The organism is Mammaliicoccus sp. H-M34 (genome assembly GCF_022386495.1).
In the GTDB taxonomy this organism is placed as follows: Bacteria; Bacillota; Bacilli; order Staphylococcales; family Staphylococcaceae; genus Mammaliicoccus; species Mammaliicoccus fleurettii.
This window is the reverse complement of the sequence record NZ_JAJNIK010000007.1, coordinates 72,191-94,086: the sequence shown is the minus strand read 5'-3', so window position 1 is coordinate 94,086 and position 21,896 is coordinate 72,191. Positions and strand designations below refer to the sequence as shown.

Here is a 21,896-nt window from a genome sequence, read left to right as displayed (position 1 = left end):
ATGCAAAATACAGGCCGATAAATAAAATTAGCGACCCGAAAATGCGAAATACAGGCCGATAAATAAAATTAGCGACCCGAAAATGTAAAATACAGGCCGATAAAATAAATTAGCGACCCGAAAACGCGAAATGCGATATTCTAATTAAAATCTATGATCAATATGCAATGCCAACGCGTGCTTTAATATATTCTTCTGACGATATTAGAGCATAAGCGAAGTCTGCTGTATCTGGTACGGATATTTTCACAGCATTATCTGGTAAATAATTTCGTTCTACTCGGTATTTACCAATCCGTTCTCCGTCTGGTAAATAGGTTGGGCACACAATTGTCCAATCTAGTGAAGATTGATTTAACAGCTCATACACTTTATGGTGTTCAGCTGCAGCGCGTGTAGTTTTTCTTTTTGACTCGTTTGATTGATAGCGTAACAAGTTACTTTCTGTTTTACTTTGTAATATTCCTGCAGTTCCTATTGTGATGATGCGACGGATGCCTTCTTGTTCCATTTCTTCAATAATCATCGGCATAACCTCTGTTAATGTTGTTGAACCATCTGTACCTAGCGCGCTTATCACTACTTCATTTCCTTGTATTGCTTCTTCCACATCACGTTTATTTAAGGCATTTCCTTCTATAATATTTAAGTGTTTATGTGTGTTTGTTATTTTTTCTTTATTTCTAACTAATATTGTCACGTCATGTCCATCGTTAAGTGCATGATCCAATATTTCATGACCAACTCTCCCTGTTGCACCAAAAATTGATATCTTCATGTTCTTTATCTCCCTTGTCAGTAGTTTCTCATATTCATGTTATTAAAAATCACTTATATATGCTACATAACAAACTTATAAAATATACAAGCTGTAGTTAATCTATGATTTATATTTTATCGGAAAAACAAATTACTTTATTTAAAAGTTAATATGCTAACGAAATTCGGTTATTTTATACAAATTTCTTCTATTATATATGTTTATTTTAGGATTAGCGGGGAACTCCTATACCAAGAACATTATTTTGCATTTTTTGATTATTGTAAAAACATTATACTAGTATTATATTTAGTTTACTGATTTTTTTAAAAACAGTTTATTTCATTTATTATATGTTTCATATTCAACGCAGTCTCTACAAACTATAGAAAATAGGTGGCTATATGAAATTTATTTTTGCACTTGTTATAACTTTTTTATTTAGCATTGCTTTTTCATTTAAAGATGTAAGTGCAGAAAGTATTCAAGAAGGTGTTTCGGTAGACATTGCTAGAAAAGAATACTCATTAGAGTCCTTAAAACAAATAGTCGATACTATTCATGAAAATAACGGACAATATCTTCAATTGCATTTTTCTGATGATGAAAATTATGCAATCGAGTCAGATTATTTCTCGCATCAAGGTATTCCAAATGAAAATTATTTAACAAAGGCAGAAATAAAATCACTTATAGCATACAGCAATGAGTTGGATGTAATGGTAGTTCCAGATATTGATTTTCCTTCCCATTCAAAAGCACTTTTATCATTGATACAGAATGAGGATAAAGATTTGTATAATCAAATTATTAGTGACTATAGTGATAATACGTTTGATTTTTTCTCAAATGATAAAGCTTTATCAATAAGTAAGCGACAGATAGGTGAAATAACAACATTATTTAATCAGCCAAAATATAATGGCCAGCAAAGAATGGTATTAGGTGGAGATGAAGTGCCAGGCGGGGGTGCTTACCAAAGTGATTTTATAAGTTATATGAATCACATTGGAAGTTACGCTACAGGGCAAGGTTATGAGCCTCAAATGTGGAACGATATGATATCGCATGAAGGGATTAAATCTTTAAGTGATACATTCTCAATTTTATATTGGAAACAAAATGAAAACAGTAAATCAGATTTAACTGTAGAAGATTTCGCGGAATATGATTTCAAAATATATAATTATAACTTTTATTCATTATACTTTTTACCATCGAATCAATTTACTAATGCAGATATCGAAGAACAAGCAGATTACATAAGTTGGGCATATGCATATAATAAGTTTTTCTATACTAATGAACCTTATCAAGAAGTAGACAGTGACAACGTGAAAGGATCAGCCTTATCATTTTGGGGAGAAGATGCATTGAATATGTCACAAACAGAATTGATTAACCAAGAAATACCGTTAATAAAAGCTTATCTCAGTTCGTAAAGTGAGTTGAAATGTATATAAAAAAATAACTACTCCCAAAAATGATGGGAATAGTTATAGTAAAAAATTTTCATAAATTAATCTGATGGGGATTCCAACCTTTCTATGATTTCTTTTATTGTGTCTAATTCTTCTGACAAGTTGTATACATCATCAGAAATTTTTTGATTAATTTCTTGAGACACATATAATAAATCATCACTAATATCTTCGTAATAGTCTTTCCCATGTTTCATGACCATTGTTAAACCTCTTCCTCTACAAATTCTATAATTGTAATACCCGAAAATTATAGACTTCTAACAAAAACTGTAAATAAAAACTTTAAAAATTTTTAAAAAGTTATTTCATCTTTTCTTTTTAAATCAAATTATACATAATTCAAAAGGTTTTGAAAACAAATTTAACCACAAGTGTATTTAAATTCATCATTTAAATTATCTTATTTATATAAAATAATTATATATAAGCGGGTTGTTAGTTTGTTCTTCATCAGTTAAGAGTAAATATAATGACAAGAGGCTGAGACAAATTAATTTGTCCCAGCCTCTTTACACATCAAATAATTAAAACTTAAATCATGTGTTTATTTGGTTGTGAATGCGGTAATAAAAAAATGTATTTATTTTTCTTTATTTTGGATACTATCTAGCAACAAATTAGCTTGTTGTTCGAATTCTTTTATAATTTTTTTCGGGGTTGTCGCTGATTGTACGAAGGCTTTTTTATAAAGCCAACCGTTTACAAACATATTAACAAATAGCACGAAATCGTCTTGATCTATTTTTAGTTGATTATACGAATGTATTTGTCTTAATTTATCACTAAAGACGACAGCAAATTTATCGTTATATTCTTCTATATCTTTTGTGAAGTTACATGGCGCAAATGATAATTGTAAATAGAATTTCACCATATAATCAGAATCATATATATATTTTCGAAGAAAGGAGAGAAGTTCTTCATGTAAATTATCTGTTTGTGTATTAATGTTTTCAATTAAGCTTAGTCCTTTTTTCATACACTTTTCTAAACATATCCCATAAAGGTCGTCTTTACTTTTAATATAGTTATATAAACTTGATTTTTTGACACCTAAATCATTGGCAATATTATTTAGTGATGTTCCATAGTAACCTTTCTCAGAAAAGGTTCTCATACTTATTTGGATAAGTTTCTCAGATGTATTATTCACTGCCATTGCCTCCTTTATTTCATATGGATAACTATACATCAAAATTAGGTAAAAATCATCTGGTATAGCGTTTACATTTCACTCAATAAATTACGCATTGCCTTTTTAAAATAAGATGATATAATTATCTGACAAACTACCGGTCGTTAGTTAGGAGGAAAATTATGGAATCATTATTGATGTTTTTTATTGCTTATCCCATTACTATGTCGATTTTTTGGATAATTGGGACATTAATTTATTATATTTTTATCGAAAGGCGTTTAAAGCGTAAAAATATTAACTACCATCCGTCAGAAGGTATCTCGTTTATTATAGCTTGTTATAACGAGGCCGAGACAATAGCGGACACGATTAAGAATTTAGATGGATTATCTTTTCCACTGAAAGAAATTATCGCCGTTAATGATGGTAGTTCGGATCACACGAAAGAAGAACTGTTAAAGCTAGAAGATGAATATCACATCAAATTCATCAATTTAGAAGAGAATAAGGGGAAAGCAAATGCTTTAAATGTTGCAGCTAAACTTGCGAAATATCCATATTTGATGTGTGTGGATGCAGATACCATTATCGATGACGATGCACCTTATTATATGATTGAAAGTTTAGTTAATGACGCTTCAATCGGTGCAGTGACAGGTAATCCGCGTATTCGTAATAAGTCTACATTGTTAGGCAAGATTCAAACGATTGAATATGCAAGTATGATTGGAAGTATTAAAAGGGCACAAACAATTAATGGATATGTTAATACAATATCTGGTGTATTCTCGTTATTTAACAAAAAAGCATTACAGAAAAATGATTTCTGGGATACAGATATGATTACAGAAGATATTGCTGTGTCATGGAAGTTTCATTTATCAGGTTACAAAATTAAATATGAACCAAGAGCGTTATGTTGGATGCTTGTACCGGAGACATTTAAAGGACTTTGGAAACAAAGAATAAGGTGGTCTCAAGGAGGACACGAAGTTATATTAAGAGATTTAAAAAACATGCTGAAAGTACGTAATGTTTCATTATGGTTACTATTTCTTGAACAAATTCTCTCTGTAGTTTGGGTGTATGGAATAGTTGCCATGCTAGCGTACACACTTCTCCAGTTAAACTTCTTGGATTATTATTTTTACGATTATCAATTAAACATTTTTCTACTTTCTGCCTTCTTACTTACTTTCGTTAACATTATACAATTTACACTTTCATTAATGATTGATAGTAGGTATGAGCGCAAAAATAATTTGTTTGTTATTTTCTTAAGTTGGTATCCAACATTTTATTGGATAATCAATGCGTTAGTTGTGATTGTTGCTTTTCCAAAAGCACTAAAACGTAAAAAAGGAGAGTTTGCTACATGGACAAGTCCAGACAGAGGGAACTTAAAAGAGTCAAATCAAGATTAAATATTTATAGAGAAACAATCGTATTTATAGCATCAACAATACTTTGGTTATATTGTGTAACAGTTTTATTTGTAATGGTTGGGTCGTTATTACCTTACAATAATCATTTTATCCAAATGGTAAGAGTGATTTTAAATATTGACAAAGGTGATATCTTTACAATCTTTAGCTATTTCATTATAGGGTCAGCAATCATCGTTATTTATTTAATGTGTACTTTTATCTTTAATGTTAAAAGAAAGAGAGTTTTACCTTATGATGAAATGTAAACGATTTATGATCGTTTTTTTGTTGTGTATATTTTTGTATCCACATGATGACGTTACTTTTGCTAAAAAGAAATCATTGGGTGGAGAAGAGAATGGCTGTCTAGCATTAAATTATCATAGAGTTAGAGAAGATACATGGACTGATAAATTATTATCCGCTTTCTCAAATAGTAAAGAATTGAAAATTTATAGCGTTACAGATACAGAATTTGAATCACATATAAAGTGGTTGAAAGAACATAAAGCTCACTTTGTCACTTTAGATGAATTTATAAAATATAAAGAAAATGGCAAATTCCCTAAAAATTGTGTTTGGATCAACTTTGATGATATGGATGAAAGTATATACGACAATGCTTTCCCAATTATGAAAAAATACGATGTACACGCTACAGGATTTGTCATAACAGGTAAAGTAGGGTCTAATGATTTTCACAATATTAGTCTTTCGTCTAAAAAAGAATTGTTAAAAATGAAACGCAGTGGATTGTGGGATTTTGCATCACATACACATAAAATGCATTCAATGAAAAAGAAGACATCAACACTTATTAAATCAGCTGAAACAACAGGTATTAAGAAAGATATGAATAAAAGCACACAATATATTAAAGACGAATTAGATGGTAATACACGCGCTATTGCATATCCATATGGTCAAATGAGTGATGAAGTAGTTGATCAACTTAAAGCAGACACTTCAATCAAATATGGGTTTACTTTGAAAGAAAAAGCAGTAGTTGCAGACAATGACAACTATATTATTCCAAGAGTTATGGTAAGTGATGATGCCTTTAACAAACTCGTTAAAAACTGGAAAGGATTTAATCATGAATAAAGGAAGACGCATAGAATTTATATATTTAAGAACATTTCTCTGTTTATTGATCGTGTTAACGCATGTCCTGACAGAATTTAGTAATACAAACGAACCAGATGATAATCAAATCCAAGTATTATATTGGATTAGAATGATATTAATCATCGGGACACCTTCATTTATTATATTATCTCAGCTATTAACAACTTTAAATTATAACGAGAAACTAAAGCCAGGATATTTAAAAGCACGCTTAAAATTCATTTTACTACCGTATCTTATTATGGGTGCTTTTTATAGTTATTCTGAAAGTCTTAAATTAAATAATTCATTTCTAAAACAATTTTTAGAGAATGTTATTCAAGGTAATTGGTATGGTTATTTCATTATTATCATTATTCAGTTCTTCTTATTAAACTGGTTGATTTATCGAATTAACTCTAAAATATTGTATTCAAAATGGAGTCTCATCATTGCATTTATCATCAACACAGTCTATTTGTATAGTCATCAAAATATAGACAGCGTAACGAAATTTGTGGATGCATATTATCCATTTAGTCCCGAAACATTTATAGTTGGTTGGATATTCTACTACTTCTTAGGCTCATATTTAGGGCATAATTACGCTAAAATAAAATACTTTGTAAGTAAAAACATCGCATTAATTATATTTTTAACGATAGCAGCATATTTAACTTTTGAATTAGTAGGAGATCACGATTACTGGATGGTAAGTAGTATGGATTATCGCATTTTACTATATATTAGTTTTGCATTTTTACTACTGATCAATTTCAGTTCACAATTTGAAACATTTATGTATAACTCAGTCGAGATCCTAAGTATGTATTCATTCTTTATATATTTATTACATCCAATCATACTTGAATATATATTCCAATACACAAGCATATTCCAAGAAAAAACAATTATATTCATACCAGTATCCTTACTCTTTATCGTAGGATGTTGTTTAGGCGTTGGCATATTATTAAAAGAATTCCATGTATTCAAGTTTGTAATGGGAAGACAACCTTATAGTAAATAAAATTGCTGATAAGAAGTGCGTTAAAAGCAGTACTAGGCAAAATTGCTGATAAGGGTATCTATAAAAGTAGATTTGATTACAAAATAGAGCTTAAGATATATATATCCTAGAATAATATTAAGAGCAGAAATTCATTATTAAAATTGAATTTCTGCTCTTATTTTTGTATAAAAATGAATATTTGTACGATTTTGTAAGTGCTGACGCCTGAGGGAATAGTATGAGTGAGAGACTACAGGCTCGAGTCATACCCCTAGGCAAGCATGCACTACAAAATCGTAAGATTTTATATAAATAGTTATTGGTAATGATTTTGTAAAGTGCTGACGCCTGAGGGAATAGTATGAGTGAGAGACTACGGGCTCGAACCATATCCCTAGGCAAGCATGCACGAACAAAATCGTAAGATTTTATATAAATAGATATTGTTAACGATTTTGTAAGTGCTGACGCCTGAGGGAAAAGTATGCGTGAGAGACTACAGGCTCGAACCATACCCTAGGCAAGCATGCACTACAAAATCGTAAGATTTTATAAAAATAGTTATTATTTAGCTGCTGTATAACGTTCTTTTTTAAATTTGTATACGATGAACCCTATAATAAAGCCTATTACAGCTGGTAGTACCCAACCCATACCGATAGTGAAGAATGGCAAGCATTTTTCTCCAAATGTAATGACTACATGTGCAAATTTAGTATTCGCAATGAATTCTGGGCTAGCTTTTATACCGTCTACAAATGAAGCAATCATTGTGAAATAAGTTGTAAATTGGTAAACGATTGTTGAGTGATTAAATAATGAACTAAATAGTGTTAGCAATATAATTGTAATCGCTAATGGATACAAGAACATCAATACTGGTGTTGAATATTCGATAATTTTTGTTAAACCGACGTTAGCAAATACACATGATATAATGCTGACTACTGTCGCGAACATTAAGTAGTTTTGCTTAGGGAATAGGTCTGTAAATGTTTCTGAAAAAGCTGTGATTAAGCCAATTGCTGTCTTTAAACAAGCAACAATAATAATTAATGATAATAGGATTATTCCATAATCACCTAGGTAATATTGAGCAATTTGCGCTAATGCAATACCACCGTTTTCACTAGCTTTGAAATGACCTAAACTCATTGTACCCATAAATGCTAACAAACTGTAAATAACACCCATTAACACGATGCTGATAGTACCAGATTTAAAAGTTTCTTTCGCAATGTGATTTGGATTTGTAACACCAAGCTTTTTAATAGTTGAAACAACAATGATGCCGAAAGCAAGTGCTGCTAATGCATCTAACGTATTGTAACCGTCTATAAATCCTTTTAACAATGCGCTGTTTTCATAATCAGGACTAATTGAAGCACTAGAAATATTGCCAATTGGATTAATGAAAGCTAATAAAATAAGTACACCTAACAATACTAAAAATATCGGGTTTAAGAATTTGCCGATATATTCTAAAATTTTGGATGGTTTCTTCGAGAAGAACCAAGCAACTAAAAAGAATAAAATACTAAATATTGATAAATATAACGTGATAGATGATTTTGAAATAAATGGCGTAAAAGCAATTTCAAATGATGTAGTCGCAAGTCTTGGTAATGCATAAAATGGACCAATGACTAAATAAAGCAAAATCGTAAAAATATAAGCATATTTAGTATTTACTCTTGTTGCTATTTCGAAAATGCCATTCGTCTTAGAAATGCCAATTGCAATAATACCTAAGAAAGGTAATCCAATCGCAGTAATTAAGAAACCTAAGTTAGCTGTAAAAACATTTGCACCAGCTGTTTGACCTAAATGTATTGGAAATATTAAATTTCCTGCACCGAAAAATAAGCCAAATAATAATGACCCTATATATAGATTTTCTTTGAAACTTAGTTTGTTTTTCATAATAATGATGTGTTCTCCTAGTCTTTTTTCGCTTCCACTATCTTATATTTTACAAGAGCGGAAAGTCAATAAGTACTAAGAAATAAATAGTGTATCTATATACTATATTTAATTATTTCTCATTTCATAGAGCAATGCTTGCGCGGTTTCTAAATTTGGTTTGTCCATATTTTTAAGCGCTTCAGTTATGAGATTTATTTCGACACCTTTTGCACCGATTTTAATAGCTAAAGATTTGTAGTGTAAGTTCATATGACCATGTTGTATACCTTCAGAAACGAGTGCACGACATGCAGAGAAATTCTGTGCTAAACCGACTGCTGCTACAATATGAGCTAACTCTTGTGCTGATTCAACGTTTAATATATCTAAAGTAACTTTAGACATCGGTAAGAGATCAATGCTACCTCCTATAATACCAAGCGTTAAAGGTAGCTCTATTGTCCCTACAAGACATTGTCCTTCTCTATCATATTTCCAAGTAGTTAAACTTCTATACTGACCATCTTTACTAGCATAAGCATGCGCACCAGCTTCAACGCTTCTTGTATCATTACCTGAAGCGAGCACGACAGAACTAATACCATTCATTACGCCTTTATTGTGTGTTACAGCTCTATATGGGTCGATATGAGCTAATACAGAAGCTCTTTCCATACGATGTGCAACTTCTTCGCCACTCATATTACTTTTTTCTAAATCAGATACAGCGATTTCACCTTGAATGCTTATAACTGAAGTTGTTGAATAATTTGATAAAATACTCATCAATATATCAGCGTCGTCTAATTGTTCTTCTAAATAATGTGCAATACCTTCAAGAATTGTATTGATGATATTAGCACCCATTGCATCACGAGTATCGATATATACTTTTAATGACAGCATACCTTCTTCTGGGAATTCATCAGTTTCGATTTTTTGATATCCGCCACCTCTTTTTAAAATAGATGGATAGACTTGATCAGCCATTTGGTGTATTTCTTGTTCTAATTCAAGGATGTCTTTAGATAATTGTGTAGTGTCTGTTACATTATCAAATACAATTTGACCTAATTTAATGTTGTCGCTTTGAATGATTTTTAGACCACCGGACTTGTTAAATAGTTTAGAACCGTAACTTGCTGCAGCTACAACTGAAGGCTCTTCAACCATCATTGGAACAGCATACGATTTACCATTCACAATAATTTCAGGCAATACGCCAACTGGTAAAGTCCCTTGACCGATTACATTTTCGATTAAGTTCTCTAATAATTCTTTATCTATTTCTGAATTGTTTAGTAATATTTGTTCAGATTGTTCTTTAATCCAACCATGTTCTTTTAATTGATTAATTTTTTCTGGTCTGGATAAGTGTCTGAAATCTTTAGTTAAAGGTTTCATTAAAGTCCTGCTCCTTTTTCTATCATTAATGCGATACCTAGGCCACCACCAATACAAGCAGTCGCTATGCCAGTATGTTTATCTTCTTGCTTCAACGCATGAGTAAGTGTCGTAACAAGTCTAGATCCTGTTGAACCTAGTGGATGTCCTAAAGCAATCGCGCCACCGTATATGTTGAATTTCTCATCGGGTATGTTGAGATTCTTTTTCACAGGAATACTTTGTGCTGAAAAAGCTTCCGTCATTTCCACTAAATCAATATCTTCAATACTTTTTTCAGTTTTATTTAACAATGCTTCTACTGCATAAAAAGGTGCGTAACCCATGTATAATGGATCACAACCTATTTCGGCATGTTGTCCTAAAGTAGCTAAAATTGTATAACCATTTTCTTTAGCATACGCTTCGCTCATAAGAATTAAAGCAGAACCGCCATCACTTAAAGCTGATGCGTTACCAGCTGTAACAGAACCATCTTCTTTGAAAATTGTTTTTAAAGTTGCTAAGTCTTCCATATTGCTTTCAGGTCTAATTAATTCATCAGAAGTCATAGTTTCACCATTTAGATCTTCTAGAGGTACTATCTCTTCGTTAAATTTACCTGCTTTTGTTGCTTTGTCAGATTTCAAATGAGAGTTCATAGCAAATTCATCTTGTTGTGTACGAGTAACTTCGTATTTAGTTGCTATTTCTTCAGCAGTTAAGCCCATAGCTATTTGATGAAACACATCAGTTAATCCATCATGCATAAAGCTTTTTACTGGTGAATCACCTTTTTTAAGAATAAGGTCTGGTGTATTCGTCATACTTTCAACACCACCTACAGCAACAACATTTGCTTCTCCAAGTTGGATCAGTTGTTTACCTAAAATAATAGATTTAAGACCTGAACCGCAAACTTCATTCACAGTCATACCAGGTGTTGAATAAGGTAACCCAGCGTTAACTGCTATTTGACGTGCTGGGTTTTGACCAGTTCCTGCTTGAATGACATTCCCGAAAATAACGTTTTCTATATGATTAGGATCTAGTTGAATTTTGTTAATTGCAGATTTTAATGCAGCAGTCCCTAATTCTACTGCAGAGTAGTTACTCAACTTTCCTCTAAATTTTCCTACAGGTGTTCTTTGAGCACTAACTATTACAACTTTGTTCATGTTTATGTTCTCCTTAAAAAATTTATTTATTAATAATTGTCATTAAATATGTTATTTTGATATGATTTAACTATAAAATAACATATTGAGAGGAAATTATTATGGCAATAGGTATTGATAAATTAGATTTTTACATCCCAAATTTCTATGTTAGCATGGATGATTTGGCAAAAGCTCGTGAAGTAGACCCAAATAAATTCAAGATTGGTATTGGCCAAACAAAAATGGCTGTTAATCCAGTGAGCCAAGATATTATATCAATGGGTATTAATGCAGCTCAAGATATTTTATCTGAGCAAGACAAAAAAGATATCGATATGGTAATCGTAGCTACTGAATCGGGAATTGATCACTCAAAAGCAGCATCTGTTGAAATACACAATCAATTAAATATTCAACCTTTCGCGCGTTGTATAGAAATGAAAGAAGCATGTTACTCTGCTACTGCAGCGATACAACTTGCAAAAGATTTCTTATCCAACCATCCTGGTAAAAAAGTTCTTGTTATCGCATCAGATATCGCACGTTACGGATTAAATTCAGGTGGCGAACCTACACAAGGTGCAGGAGCAGTTGCGTTATTACTAAGTCATAATCCTAGAATTTTAGAATTAAATGATGATAGCGTAGCATATACGAATAATGTATACGATTTTTGGAGACCAACTTCTGAAAAATATCCTGTCGTAGATGGCGCTTTATCTAAAGACGCATATATCGAATCATTTAATACAGTTTGGAATGAATACTCTAAACGTACTGGATATACTGTAAACGACTTTGAATCATTCTGTTTCCACGTACCATTTACTAAAATGGGGGAAAAGACTTTCAAGACTATTTTAAACGAAAACGTAGAAGATTCAATCAAAAATAGATTAATGGATGCTTACCAAGAATCAGTATTATGGAATAGAGATGTTGGTAACATTTATACAGGATCATTATATTTAAGTTTAATTTCGTTATTACAAAACCACACATTCCAACCAGAAGAGAAAGTATGTCTATTTAGTTATGGTTCAGGAGCAGTAGGAGAAATCTTTAGTGGTTCAATCGTTGAAGGATATGACAAAGCATTAGATAAAGAGAAACACTTAAATATGCTAGAATCTAGAGAGCAATTATCAGTCGAAGAATACGAAACATTCTTTAACAGATTTGATAATCAAGAATTTGATTTCGAACGTGAATTGACACAAGATCCATATTCAAAAGTGTACTTACACAGCATAGAAGACCATATCAGAACATATAAGATAGAGAAATAAACTAGAGTATGGCCGATTATGGTTGATGAGCTTGGAGCATATTTCCTAACTCAAAATAAATAAGCATATCACTAAACTGATTTTTTAAAGTTTACAGTGATATGCTTATTTTTTTATCTTACGATTTTGTATAGTGCATGCTTGCCTAGGGGTATGGCTCGAGCCTGTAGTCTCTCACACATACTATTCCCTCAGGCGTCAGCACTATACAAAATCGTTGGTAATATTCATTTTTATACGCATTCTTACTGAGATTATACTGATAAGGAGTACAGAAAAACTAGACTTGATTACAAAATGGAGCTTGGGACATAAATATTTTTTTAAAAATGAGATGAGACGTAGATTAATTTATGAGTTAATCGAAGAGTTTGACCAAGACGTAGATTAACTCCATAATCAATCCGAATCTATGGACTCCTTTATTTATGATATTCATCTCTTTTTAATGGAAATAAAAGTGGGATTAATGTGATAATACAGTTACGTTAATTAAAAAAATAAAAATGCAAGGAGAGGTAATATGCTAACTGTATATGGACATAGAGGATTACCTAGTAAAGCTCCGGAAAATACAATTGCATCATTTAAAGCTGCTTCAGAAGTAGAAGGTATAAACTGGTTGGAGTTAGATGTTGCAATTACAAAAGATGAACAACTGATTATCATTCATGATGATTATTTAGAACGGACTACAAATATGTCCGGGGAAATAACTGAATTGAATTATGATGAAATTAAAGATGCTTCTGCAGGATCTTGGTTTGGTGAAAAATTCAAAGATGAACACTTGCCAACTTTCGATGATGTAGTAAAAATAGCAAATGAATATAATATGAATTTAAATGTAGAATTAAAAGGTATTACTGGACCGAATGGACTAGCACTTTCTAAAAGTATGGTTAAGCAAGTGGAAGAACAATTAACAAACTTAAATCAGAATCAAGAAGTGCTCATTTCAAGCTTTAATGTTGTGCTTGTTAAACTTGCGGAAGAAATCATGCCACAATATAACAGAGCAGTTATATTCCATACAACTTCGTTTCGCGAAGACTGGCGAACACTTTTAGATTACTGTAATGCTAAAATAGTAAACACTGAAGATGCCAAACTTACTAAAGCAAAAGTAAAAATGGTAAAAGAAGCGGGTTATGAATTGAACGTATGGACTGTAAACAAACCAGCACGTGCAAACCAACTTGCTAATTGGGGTGTTGATGGTATCTTTACAGACAATGCAGATAAAATGGTGCATTTGTCTCAATAGAAAGTTAGAGGTGAGTCTTACGTTTCAGTGACGGTAGACTTACCTTTAACATGTTACATACTAAAAAAGTAATTTGAATAAGAAAGAGAGACATATATGAAATACGATGATTTTATAGTAGGAGAAACATTCAAAACAAAAAGCCTTCATATTACAGAAGAAGAAATTATCCAATTTGCAACAACTTTTGATCCTCAATATATGCATATAGATAAAGAAAAAGCAGAACAAAGTAGATTTAAAGGTATCATTGCATCTGGCATGCATACACTTTCAATATCATTTAAATTATGGGTAGAAGAAGGTAAATATGGAGAAGAAGTTGTAGCAGGAACACAAATGAATAACGTTAAATTTATTAAACCTGTATACCCAGGTAATACATTGTACGTTATCGCTGAAATTACAAATAAGAAATCCATAAAAAAAGAAAATGGACTCGTTACAGTGTCACTTTCAACATACAATGAAAATGAAGAAATTGTATTTCAAGGAGAAGTAACAGCACTTATTAATAATTCATAATAAAACAGTGAAGCAACCATCGTTACGGATTGCTTCACTGTTTTGTTATTTATCTATATCGTATTTTTTATTACCGTTCTCATATAGCTCATCATACACTTTACCTGAGATTTTGGCATTGTAGCTAGCCATTCCTTTATCTTGTACATCTTTAACATTAATAGCCATCATCATGTTTGGATTATCTTTATCATATGATATAAACCACCCAATTTGTCTCCCAGTTTCTCCTTGTTTCATTTTGAGTTCTGCAGTACCGGATTTGCCAATTAAGTTTGCGTAAGGTCTATAAATATCTTCTTTATGTGTTTTATTTACGACTTGTTGCATACCATCAGTTAATAGATTGATATTTTCTTTGGAAATAATATTTTTCTTCCAAACTTTGTTTTTCGTGTCTTTTAATAAGTGAGGTGCATTGATATTGCCATTGTTTTCTAATGCGCTATAGATTGAAAGGATCTGTACTGGGTTAATCAGTATTTCACCTTGTCCGTAACCTGAATCAGCTAATAATATTTCATTATCTAAATTTTTGTTTGAAATTTGAGCATTATAAAATGGATAATCACTTGGTATATCTTCACCAACACCTAGTTTTTTCATGCCTTTTTCAAACTTCTTACTGCCTAATTCGAGTGCTACTCTAGCAAAGAAAATGTTATCTGATGATTCTATTGCTTGTTTTAAGTCGATATTACCATTTACCACTTCATATCTTGTAACGTTGTAACCACCCCAAGATTTATCTTTTTGCCAACCTTTACCTTCGATTTTATAACTTGTTTTATCGTCTAATGTTTTGTTATTTAACCCAATCATTGCTGTTAATATTTTTTGAGTTGAACCTGGTGAAGTTGTAATCTGGAACTTGTTGAGCAGTGGTTCTTTTTTATCTTCGGTTAATTTATTATATTCTTCGTTACTCATGCCATACATAAATGGGTACACGTCATATGAAGGTGTGCTTACAAGTGCTAACAATTCACCTGTTTGAGGGTGAATAGCAGTACCTGAGCCATAATCATTTTTCATGTTGTTATAAATACTCTTTTGAACTTTAGCATCAATAGTTAGTTGAATATCTTTGCCATCTTTTTTCTTTTTCTCTATTAATGTATGTGCGATTGTATTGCTATTATCGTCAAAGATTGTGACACGATAGCCATCTTCATGTTGGAGCTTTTTATCGTAAAGTTTTTCGAGTCCCTTTTTACCAACAACTGCATCATCTTTATAACCTTTATATTCTTTTTGTTTTAATTCTTCAGAGTTAATGGGACCAACATAACCTAATAGATGTGAAGTCGCTTCTTCTAGAGGATAGTTACGACTTTCTGTTTCGTTAGTTGTAAGATGAAATTTTTTTGCGAAATCACTTAAATCTTCATCCATTTTTTTAACGGTTTTAAGTGGAACGAAGGTATCATCTTGTACCCAATTTTGATCCATTTGTTGTTTGATATAGTCTTCAGAAATACTTAGTTCTTTAGCGATTGCTTTATAATCTTTTTTAGATACACTCTTTGGAACGATGCCTATCTCATATGCTGTTCCTGTATTGGCCAATTCCACATTGTTTCGGTCTAAAATTTTACCACGTTCTGATTTTAAATTTTCAATATGTATGCTTTGGTCTTTCTGCATTCCTGGAATAATGACGCTATGATCCCAATCTAATTTCCACATGCCATCTTCTTTAACAAAATTAAATTGAACGTTGCGATCAATGTTACCGTAGTTTGTTTTAATTTTATATTGAGCATCTACTCTTTTTTTATTTTTAGATATTTTTTTTATTTTGCGGTCCTGAATGTTTATATCTTTAACGCCTAAACTTTTATATATTTTTATCGGACGTTCAGTCATTTCTACTTCGCCATTATCGCTTTTAGAAATATAACTGCTATCTTTATAAACTTGTTTGAAATTTTTATCTTCAATTGCATCAATAGTTTTATTAATTTCTTTATCTTTTGAAGCATACAAATATATACCAAACCCGACAACTACAACTATTAAAATAAGTGGAACAATTTTTATCTTCTTCATCAATATCCTCCTCATATAGGACTACATTTGTAGTATATTACAAGTGTAGTATTTATGTCAAAATAATGTTATAATTTTTGTGATATGGAGGTGTATCAGGTGTTATCATCATTTTTAATGTTAAGTATAATCAGTTCATTGCTCACGATATGTGTAATTTTTTTAGTGAGAATGCTCTATATAAAATATACTCAAAATATTATGTCACATAAGATTTGGTTATTAGTGCTCGTCTCAACGTTAATTCCATTAATACCATTTTACAAAATATCGAATTTTACATTTTCAAAAGATATGATGAATCGAAATGTATCTGACACGACTTCTTCGGTTAGTCATATGTTAGATGGTCAACAATCATCTGTTACGAAAGACTTAGCAATTAATGTTAATCAGTTTGAGACCTCAAATATAACGTATATGATTCTTTTGATATGGGTATTTGGTAGTTTGTTGTGCTTATTTTATATGATTAAGGCATTCCGACAAATTGATATTATTAAAAGTTCGTCATTGGAATCGCCATATCTTAATGAACGACTTAAAGTATGTCAAAGTAAGATGCAGTTCTACAAAAAGCATATAACAATTAGTTATAGTTCAAACATTGATAATCCGATGGTATTTGGTATAGTGAAATCTCAAATTGTACTACCAACTGTTGTAGTCGAAACCATGAATGACAAAGAAATTGAATATATTATTCTACATGAACTATCACATGTGAAAAGTCATGACTTAATATTCAACCAGATTTATGTTGTTTTTAAAATGATATTCTGGTTTAATCCTGCACTATATATAAGTAAAACAATGATGGACAATGACTGTGAAAAAGTATGTGATAGAAACGTTTTAAAAATTTTGAATCGACATGAACAGATACATTATGGTGAATCGATATTAAAATGCTCTATTTTAAAATCTCATCACATAAATAATGTGGCAGCACAATATTTACTAGGTTTTAATTCAAATATTAAAGAACGTGTTAAGTATATTGCACTTTATGATTCAATGCCTAAACCTAATCGAAACAAGCGTATTGTTGCGTATATTGTATGTAGTATATCGCTTTTAATACAAGCGCCGTTACTATCTGCGCATGTTCAACAAGACAAATATGAAACAAATGTATCATATAAAAAATTAAATCAACTAGCTCCGTATTTCAAAGGATTTGATGGAAGTTTTGTGCTTTATAATGAACGGGAGCAAGCTTATTCTATTTATAATGAACCAGAAAGTAAACAACGATATTCACCTAATTCTACTTACAAAATTTATTTAGCGTTAATGGCATTCGACCAAAATTTACTCTCATTAAATCATACAGAACAACAATGGGATAAACATCAATATCCATTTAAAGAATGGAATCAAGATCAAAATTTAAATTCTTCAATGAAATATTCAGTAAATTGGTATTACGAAAATTTAAACAAACATTTAAAACAAGATGAGGTTAAATCTTATTTAGATCAAATTGAATATGGTAATGAAGAAATATCAGGGAATGAAAATTATTGGAATGAATCTTCATTAAAAATTTCTGCAATAGAACAGGTTAAATTGTTGAAAAATATGAAACAACATAATATGCATTTTGATAATAAGGCTATTGAAAAAGTTGAAAATAGTATGACATTGAAACAAAAAGATACTTATAAATATGTAGGTAAAACTGGAACAGGAATCGTGAATCACAAAGAAGCAAATGGATGGTTCGTAGGTTATGTTGAAACGAAAGATAATACGTATTATTTTGCTACACATTTAAAAGGCGAAGACAATGCGAATGGCGAAAAAGCACAACAAATTTCTGAGCGTATTTTAAAAGAAATGGAGTTAATATAATGGATAATAAAACGTATGAAATATCATCTGCAGAATGGGAAGTTATGAATATTATTTGGATGAAAAAATATGCAAGTGCGAATAATATAATAGAAGAAATACAAATGCAAAAGGACTGGAGTCCAAAAACCATTCGTACACTTATAACGAGATTGTATAAAAAGGGATTTATAGATCGTAAAAAAGACAATAAAATTTTTCAATATTACTCTCTTGTAGAAGAAAGTGATATAAAATATAAAACATCTAAAAACTTTATCAACAAAGTATACAAAGGCGGTTTCAATTCACTTGTCTTAAACTTTGTAGAAAAAGAAGATCTATCACAAGATGAAATAGAAGAATTGAGAAATATATTGAATAAAAAATAAAATTGTTGGGTTTACAACAATACATAGAAAACAGAGGAAACAATCAAGTCGTTGAATATTTCCTCTGTTTTTTAGTTGAAAAAATTAACCGAAAGTCTGAATGCAAGTCTTGATTAAATCAATAATGCTTGTAATAACACCAGTGAAATCCATATGCATACCCTCTTTCTATTTAAGATACATTAAGTATAAAATCAAACATATAAAAAATGTTAAAAATTCCCTAATTGGCTATTTAGATTGCATAAATGTCAAAAATTTGAAAAACATATAACGACTTTGCATAAAAAATCGTCATTTTGGAAATAAGTAATTTATTGAAATAATAATCAAATTAAAAGAACAAAGTAGATAACCTAAGTGAGGTTTTAAGTTGTTCTAAGGTTTAATTTAATTTATGTTAAAATAGTTGGTATAAAAATACATGATAAACTATAAACTAAATTCAAAATAACTTATGGGGTAGGCAATTATGGAAAATATTTTAAATATAAATGATAATGAAAAAAGAGTGCTAAGGGAAATTTATAACCATCATAATATTTCGCGTACTCAAATATCTAAAAATCTTGAGATTAATAAGGCAACGATTTCTAGTATTTTGAATAAGTTAAAGTATAAATCTCTTGTTAATGAGGTTGGTGAGGGTGATAGCACGAAGAGTGGTGGTAGAAAACCTATTCTTCTGAAGGTTAATCATCTTTATGGTTATTTTATTTCTTTGGATTTAACTTATAGTTCTGTTGAAGTGATGTACAATTATTTTGATGGTAATATCATTAAGCATGAATCTTATGATTTACCTGATGAGAAGGTTAGTAGTATATTAAGCATAATAAAAAACCATATAGATATTCAGGAGAAACTTGATACTTATAACGGACTATTAGGTGTGTCTGTTTCCATACATGGAGTTGTGGATAATGAGCAGCATGTGACATATTTACCATTCCATGAAACTGAAGGAATATCTATTGCTAAAGAGATAAGAAGGATTACTAATGTGCCGGTCGTAGTTGAAAATGAAGCGAATCTTTCAGCGTTATATGAACGTAATTTTAATCATAATTTATCCTACAATAATCTTATTGCTTTAAGTATACATAAGGGCATAGGTGCTGGGCTCATAATTAATAATCAATTGTATCGTGGTGCAAATGGAGAAGCGGGTGAAATTGGAAAAACACTTGTCTCAAAAGTTAGTGATAATGTGGAGATCTTTCATAAGATTGAAGATATTTTTTCACAAGAAGCTTTACTGCATAATTTAAGTAATCAATTAAATGAGAAGATGACGCTTAGCAAATTAATTCAATTTTATAATGAAAAAAATCCAATCGTAGTTGAAGAAATGGAACAATTTATAAATAAAATTGCTGTTTTAATACATAATTTAAACACCCAGTTTAATCCGAATGCAATTTACATTAATTGTCCATTGTTCAATGAAATGCCTGAAATATTAGAAGCAATTAAGAACCAGTTCAAACAATATTCACGTAACGAAATTCAAATAAAATTAACATCAAATGTAAAATTTGCAACTTTGTTAGGTGGAACATTAGCAATTATCCAAAAAGTACTGCAGATTAATGATATTTACTTAGATATAAAATCATGAAGCACATATTAATTCAAACTGGCTACAAAGCACATACTTTGTAGCCAGTTTTTTGATGTTTGAATTTATGAGGTTAATTATTTACACGAGTCTTGGAGGTTATGAAAGATTTTTATATGAGTAAGCGTTTACATATTTATTTCGTTATGCTATATTGTTTTTAAAGTTAGTTTGTTTAATAAACTAACCAACTAAAACTAGGGGGATTATCATGACATATTTTAACGTTGATAAAATAAAATACGAAGGTTCTAATTCAAATAATATATTTAGTTTTAAATATTATAATCCAGAAGAAAAACTTGGCGACAAAACGATGGCGGAGCATTTAAGATTTAGTGTTGCATACTGGCATACGTTCACAGCTGACCTTTCAGATCCATTCGGTGTTGGTACGGCTGAGCGTGATTGGGATAATTTAGATGAAATGGGTAAAGCGAAGGCTCGTGTTGAAGCAATTTTTGAATTCATGGAAAAATTAAGTATCGAATATTTCTGTTTCCACGATGTAGATATTGCTCCAGAAGGTAAAACTTTAAAAGAATCTAATGAAAATTTAGATGTGATTGTAGATTTAATTCAAGAGAAGATGAAACAGACTGGTAAGAAATTATTATGGAATACAACTAACAACTTCACTCACGAGCGTTTTGTTCATGGTGCAGCAACTTCTTCTAATGCTGAAGTATACGCATATGCAGCAGCAAAAGTTAAAAAGTCTTTAGAAATTGCTAAAAAGTTAGGTTCTGAAAACTTTGTATTCTGGGGAGGTCGTGAAGGTTACGAAAGCTTATTAAATACTGATATGAAATTAGAATTAGATAACTTAGCTAATTTCTTCAAAATGGCGAAGAGTTATGCTGAAGAAATTGGTTATGAAGGACAATTTTTAATTGAACCTAAACCGAAAGAACCAACTTCTCATCAATATGACACAGATGTTGCTACTGGACATGCATTTTTACAAAAATATGGTTTAGATAAAATCTTCAAATTTAATATTGAAGCAAACCATGCAACTTTAGCTGGACATACTTTCCAACACGAGTTGAGATATGCACGTGATAATCAATTGTTAGGTTCAGTTGATGCTAACCAGGGACATCCACAACTAGGTTGGGATACGGATGAATTTCCAACTGATGTGTATGATACTACATTAGCTATGTACGAAATTCTTAAGAATGGTGGCTTAAATCCAGGTGGTTTAAACTTTGATGCTAAACCTAGAAGAACTTCATTTAAACAAGAAGATTTATTATTAACACATATTGCAGGTATGGATACATTTGCATTAGGTTTAAAAGTAGCTTACAAAATGATAGAAGATAATTTCTTTGAAAATATTATTAATAAAAAATACCAATCATTTAATGAAGGTATAGGCAAACAAATTGTTGAAGGTACTACTTCATTTAAAGAACTTGAAGAATATGCACATAATATTAAAAAAATCGAGAATGAATCTGATCATTTAGAAGTTATTAAAACTCAAATTAATCAATATATTTTAAATATTAATAATGGAGACTGATAAT

At 30.8% G+C, this 21,896-nt stretch carries 20 protein-coding genes; 12 read left to right on the top strand and 8 right to left on the bottom strand.

Features of this window, described 5'->3' with window-relative positions; genetic code table 11:
* Positions 1–157 precede the first annotated feature (157 nt).
* The gene (locus tag LQ608_RS09690; protein ID WP_239751588.1) at positions 158–778 is read right to left on the bottom strand and encodes an NAD(P)-dependent oxidoreductase; all 621 of its coding nucleotides are present in this window, start codon (positions 776–778) and stop codon (positions 158–160) included.
* A 386-nt stretch (positions 779–1,164) separates the two neighbouring features.
* Here LQ608_RS09690 and LQ608_RS09685 point away from each other — a divergent pair, with 386 nt between their 5' ends.
* Positions 1,165–2,202, top strand: coding sequence for a family 20 glycosylhydrolase (locus LQ608_RS09685; protein ID WP_239751586.1), 1,038 nt, complete (start codon positions 1,165–1,167; stop codon positions 2,200–2,202).
* Positions 2,203–2,279: 77 nt separating this feature from the next.
* Here LQ608_RS09685 and LQ608_RS09680 read toward each other — a convergent pair whose 3' ends face one another.
* Positions 2,280–2,444 (bottom strand): hypothetical protein, encoded by a 165-nt coding sequence (locus LQ608_RS09680; protein WP_157946496.1) that lies wholly within the window; start codon positions 2,442–2,444, stop codon positions 2,280–2,282.
* A gap of 380 nt (positions 2,445–2,824) precedes the next feature.
* Positions 2,825–3,397 (bottom strand): TetR/AcrR family transcriptional regulator, encoded by a 573-nt coding sequence (locus tag LQ608_RS09675; RefSeq protein WP_239751584.1) that lies wholly within the window; start codon positions 3,395–3,397, stop codon positions 2,825–2,827.
* Between the two features lie 164 nt (positions 3,398–3,561).
* Here LQ608_RS09675 and pgaC point away from each other — a divergent pair, with 164 nt between their 5' ends.
* From pgaC to LQ608_RS09655, 4 genes are read left to right on the top strand one after another with little or no spacing between them, the layout of a single operon-like run.
* Positions 3,562–4,806 (top strand): poly-beta-1,6-N-acetyl-D-glucosamine synthase, encoded by a 1,245-nt coding sequence (gene pgaC, locus LQ608_RS09670; RefSeq protein WP_239751582.1) that lies wholly within the window; start codon positions 3,562–3,564, stop codon positions 4,804–4,806.
* Complete coding sequence (icaD, locus tag LQ608_RS09665; RefSeq protein ID WP_239751580.1) at positions 4,758–5,075, top strand: intracellular adhesion protein IcaD; 318 nt, start codon at positions 4,758–4,760, stop codon at positions 5,073–5,075. Before pgaC ends, icaD begins: the two co-directional genes overlap by 49 nt.
* Positions 5,062–5,913, top strand: a complete 852-nt coding sequence (gene icaB / locus LQ608_RS09660; RefSeq protein WP_239751578.1) for an intercellular adhesin biosynthesis polysaccharide N-deacetylase — start codon at positions 5,062–5,064, stop codon at positions 5,911–5,913. Before icaD ends, icaB begins: the two co-directional genes overlap by 14 nt.
* Complete coding sequence (locus tag LQ608_RS09655; RefSeq protein WP_239751576.1) at positions 5,906–6,946, top strand: acyltransferase family protein; 1,041 nt, start codon at positions 5,906–5,908, stop codon at positions 6,944–6,946. Before icaB ends, LQ608_RS09655 begins: the two co-directional genes overlap by 8 nt.
* A gap of 546 nt (positions 6,947–7,492) precedes the next feature.
* Here LQ608_RS09655 and brnQ read toward each other — a convergent pair.
* The 3 genes from brnQ to LQ608_RS09640 form a co-directional block, all read right to left on the bottom strand.
* A complete protein-coding gene (brnQ, locus tag LQ608_RS09650; RefSeq protein ID WP_239751574.1) occupies positions 7,493–8,851 on the bottom strand; it encodes a branched-chain amino acid transport system II carrier protein in 1,359 nt (452 codons plus the stop codon).
* A gap of 108 nt (positions 8,852–8,959) precedes the next feature.
* Complete coding sequence (locus tag LQ608_RS09645) at positions 8,960–10,237, bottom strand: hydroxymethylglutaryl-CoA reductase, degradative (RefSeq protein WP_239751572.1); 1,278 nt, start codon at positions 10,235–10,237, stop codon at positions 8,960–8,962.
* Complete coding sequence (locus LQ608_RS09640) at positions 10,237–11,394, bottom strand: thiolase family protein (RefSeq protein ID WP_078357491.1); 1,158 nt, start codon at positions 11,392–11,394, stop codon at positions 10,237–10,239. The genes LQ608_RS09645 and LQ608_RS09640 overlap by 1 nt, the downstream gene beginning before the upstream one ends.
* A gap of 101 nt (positions 11,395–11,495) precedes the next feature.
* Between LQ608_RS09640 and LQ608_RS09635 the strand changes: the two genes are divergently transcribed.
* The 3 genes from LQ608_RS09635 (at position 11,496) to LQ608_RS09625 (ending at position 14,457) form a co-directional block, all read left to right on the top strand.
* Complete coding sequence (locus tag LQ608_RS09635) at positions 11,496–12,665, top strand: hydroxymethylglutaryl-CoA synthase (protein WP_239751570.1); 1,170 nt, start codon at positions 11,496–11,498, stop codon at positions 12,663–12,665.
* Between the two features lie 523 nt (positions 12,666–13,188).
* Positions 13,189–13,932 (top strand): glycerophosphoryl diester phosphodiesterase, encoded by a 744-nt coding sequence (locus LQ608_RS09630; protein WP_000958858.1) that lies wholly within the window; start codon positions 13,189–13,191, stop codon positions 13,930–13,932.
* Between the two features lie 96 nt (positions 13,933–14,028).
* Positions 14,029–14,457, top strand: coding sequence for a MaoC family dehydratase (locus LQ608_RS09625; protein WP_078357488.1), 429 nt, complete (start codon positions 14,029–14,031; stop codon positions 14,455–14,457).
* Positions 14,458–14,502: 45 nt separating this feature from the next.
* Here LQ608_RS09625 and mecA read toward each other — a convergent pair whose 3' ends face one another.
* Positions 14,503–16,512: a PBP2a family beta-lactam-resistant peptidoglycan transpeptidase MecA gene (gene mecA, locus LQ608_RS09620; protein WP_239751567.1), complete on the bottom strand. Its 2,010-nt coding sequence runs from the start codon at positions 16,510–16,512 to the stop codon at positions 14,503–14,505.
* Between the two features lie 96 nt (positions 16,513–16,608).
* Between mecA and mecR1 the strand changes: the two genes are divergently transcribed.
* Complete coding sequence (mecR1, locus tag LQ608_RS09615; protein ID WP_239751563.1) at positions 16,609–18,366, top strand: beta-lactam sensor/signal transducer MecR1; 1,758 nt, start codon at positions 16,609–16,611, stop codon at positions 18,364–18,366.
* Complete coding sequence (mecI, locus tag LQ608_RS09610; RefSeq protein WP_000369214.1) at positions 18,366–18,737, top strand: mecA-type methicillin resistance repressor MecI; 372 nt, start codon at positions 18,366–18,368, stop codon at positions 18,735–18,737. The genes mecR1 and mecI overlap by 1 nt, the downstream gene beginning before the upstream one ends.
* Positions 18,738–18,821: 84 nt before the next feature.
* On the opposite strand, the gene psm-mec is transcribed toward mecI, so the two are convergent.
* Entirely contained in the window at positions 18,822–18,890 is a 69-nt protein-coding gene (psm-mec, locus tag LQ608_RS09605; protein WP_103323307.1) for a phenol-soluble modulin PSM-mec, read from the bottom strand.
* Positions 18,891–19,209: 319 nt separating this feature from the next.
* Between psm-mec and LQ608_RS09600 the strand changes: the two genes are divergently transcribed.
* Both LQ608_RS09600 and xylA read left to right on the top strand, forming a co-directional pair.
* Positions 19,210–20,358: an ROK family transcriptional regulator gene (locus tag LQ608_RS09600; protein ID WP_275583079.1), complete on the top strand. Its 1,149-nt coding sequence runs from the start codon at positions 19,210–19,212 to the stop codon at positions 20,356–20,358.
* A gap of 211 nt (positions 20,359–20,569) precedes the next feature.
* Positions 20,570–21,892, top strand: coding sequence for a xylose isomerase (gene xylA / locus LQ608_RS09595; protein WP_239751560.1), 1,323 nt, complete (start codon positions 20,570–20,572; stop codon positions 21,890–21,892).
* Positions 21,893–21,896: the final 4 nt, after the last annotated feature.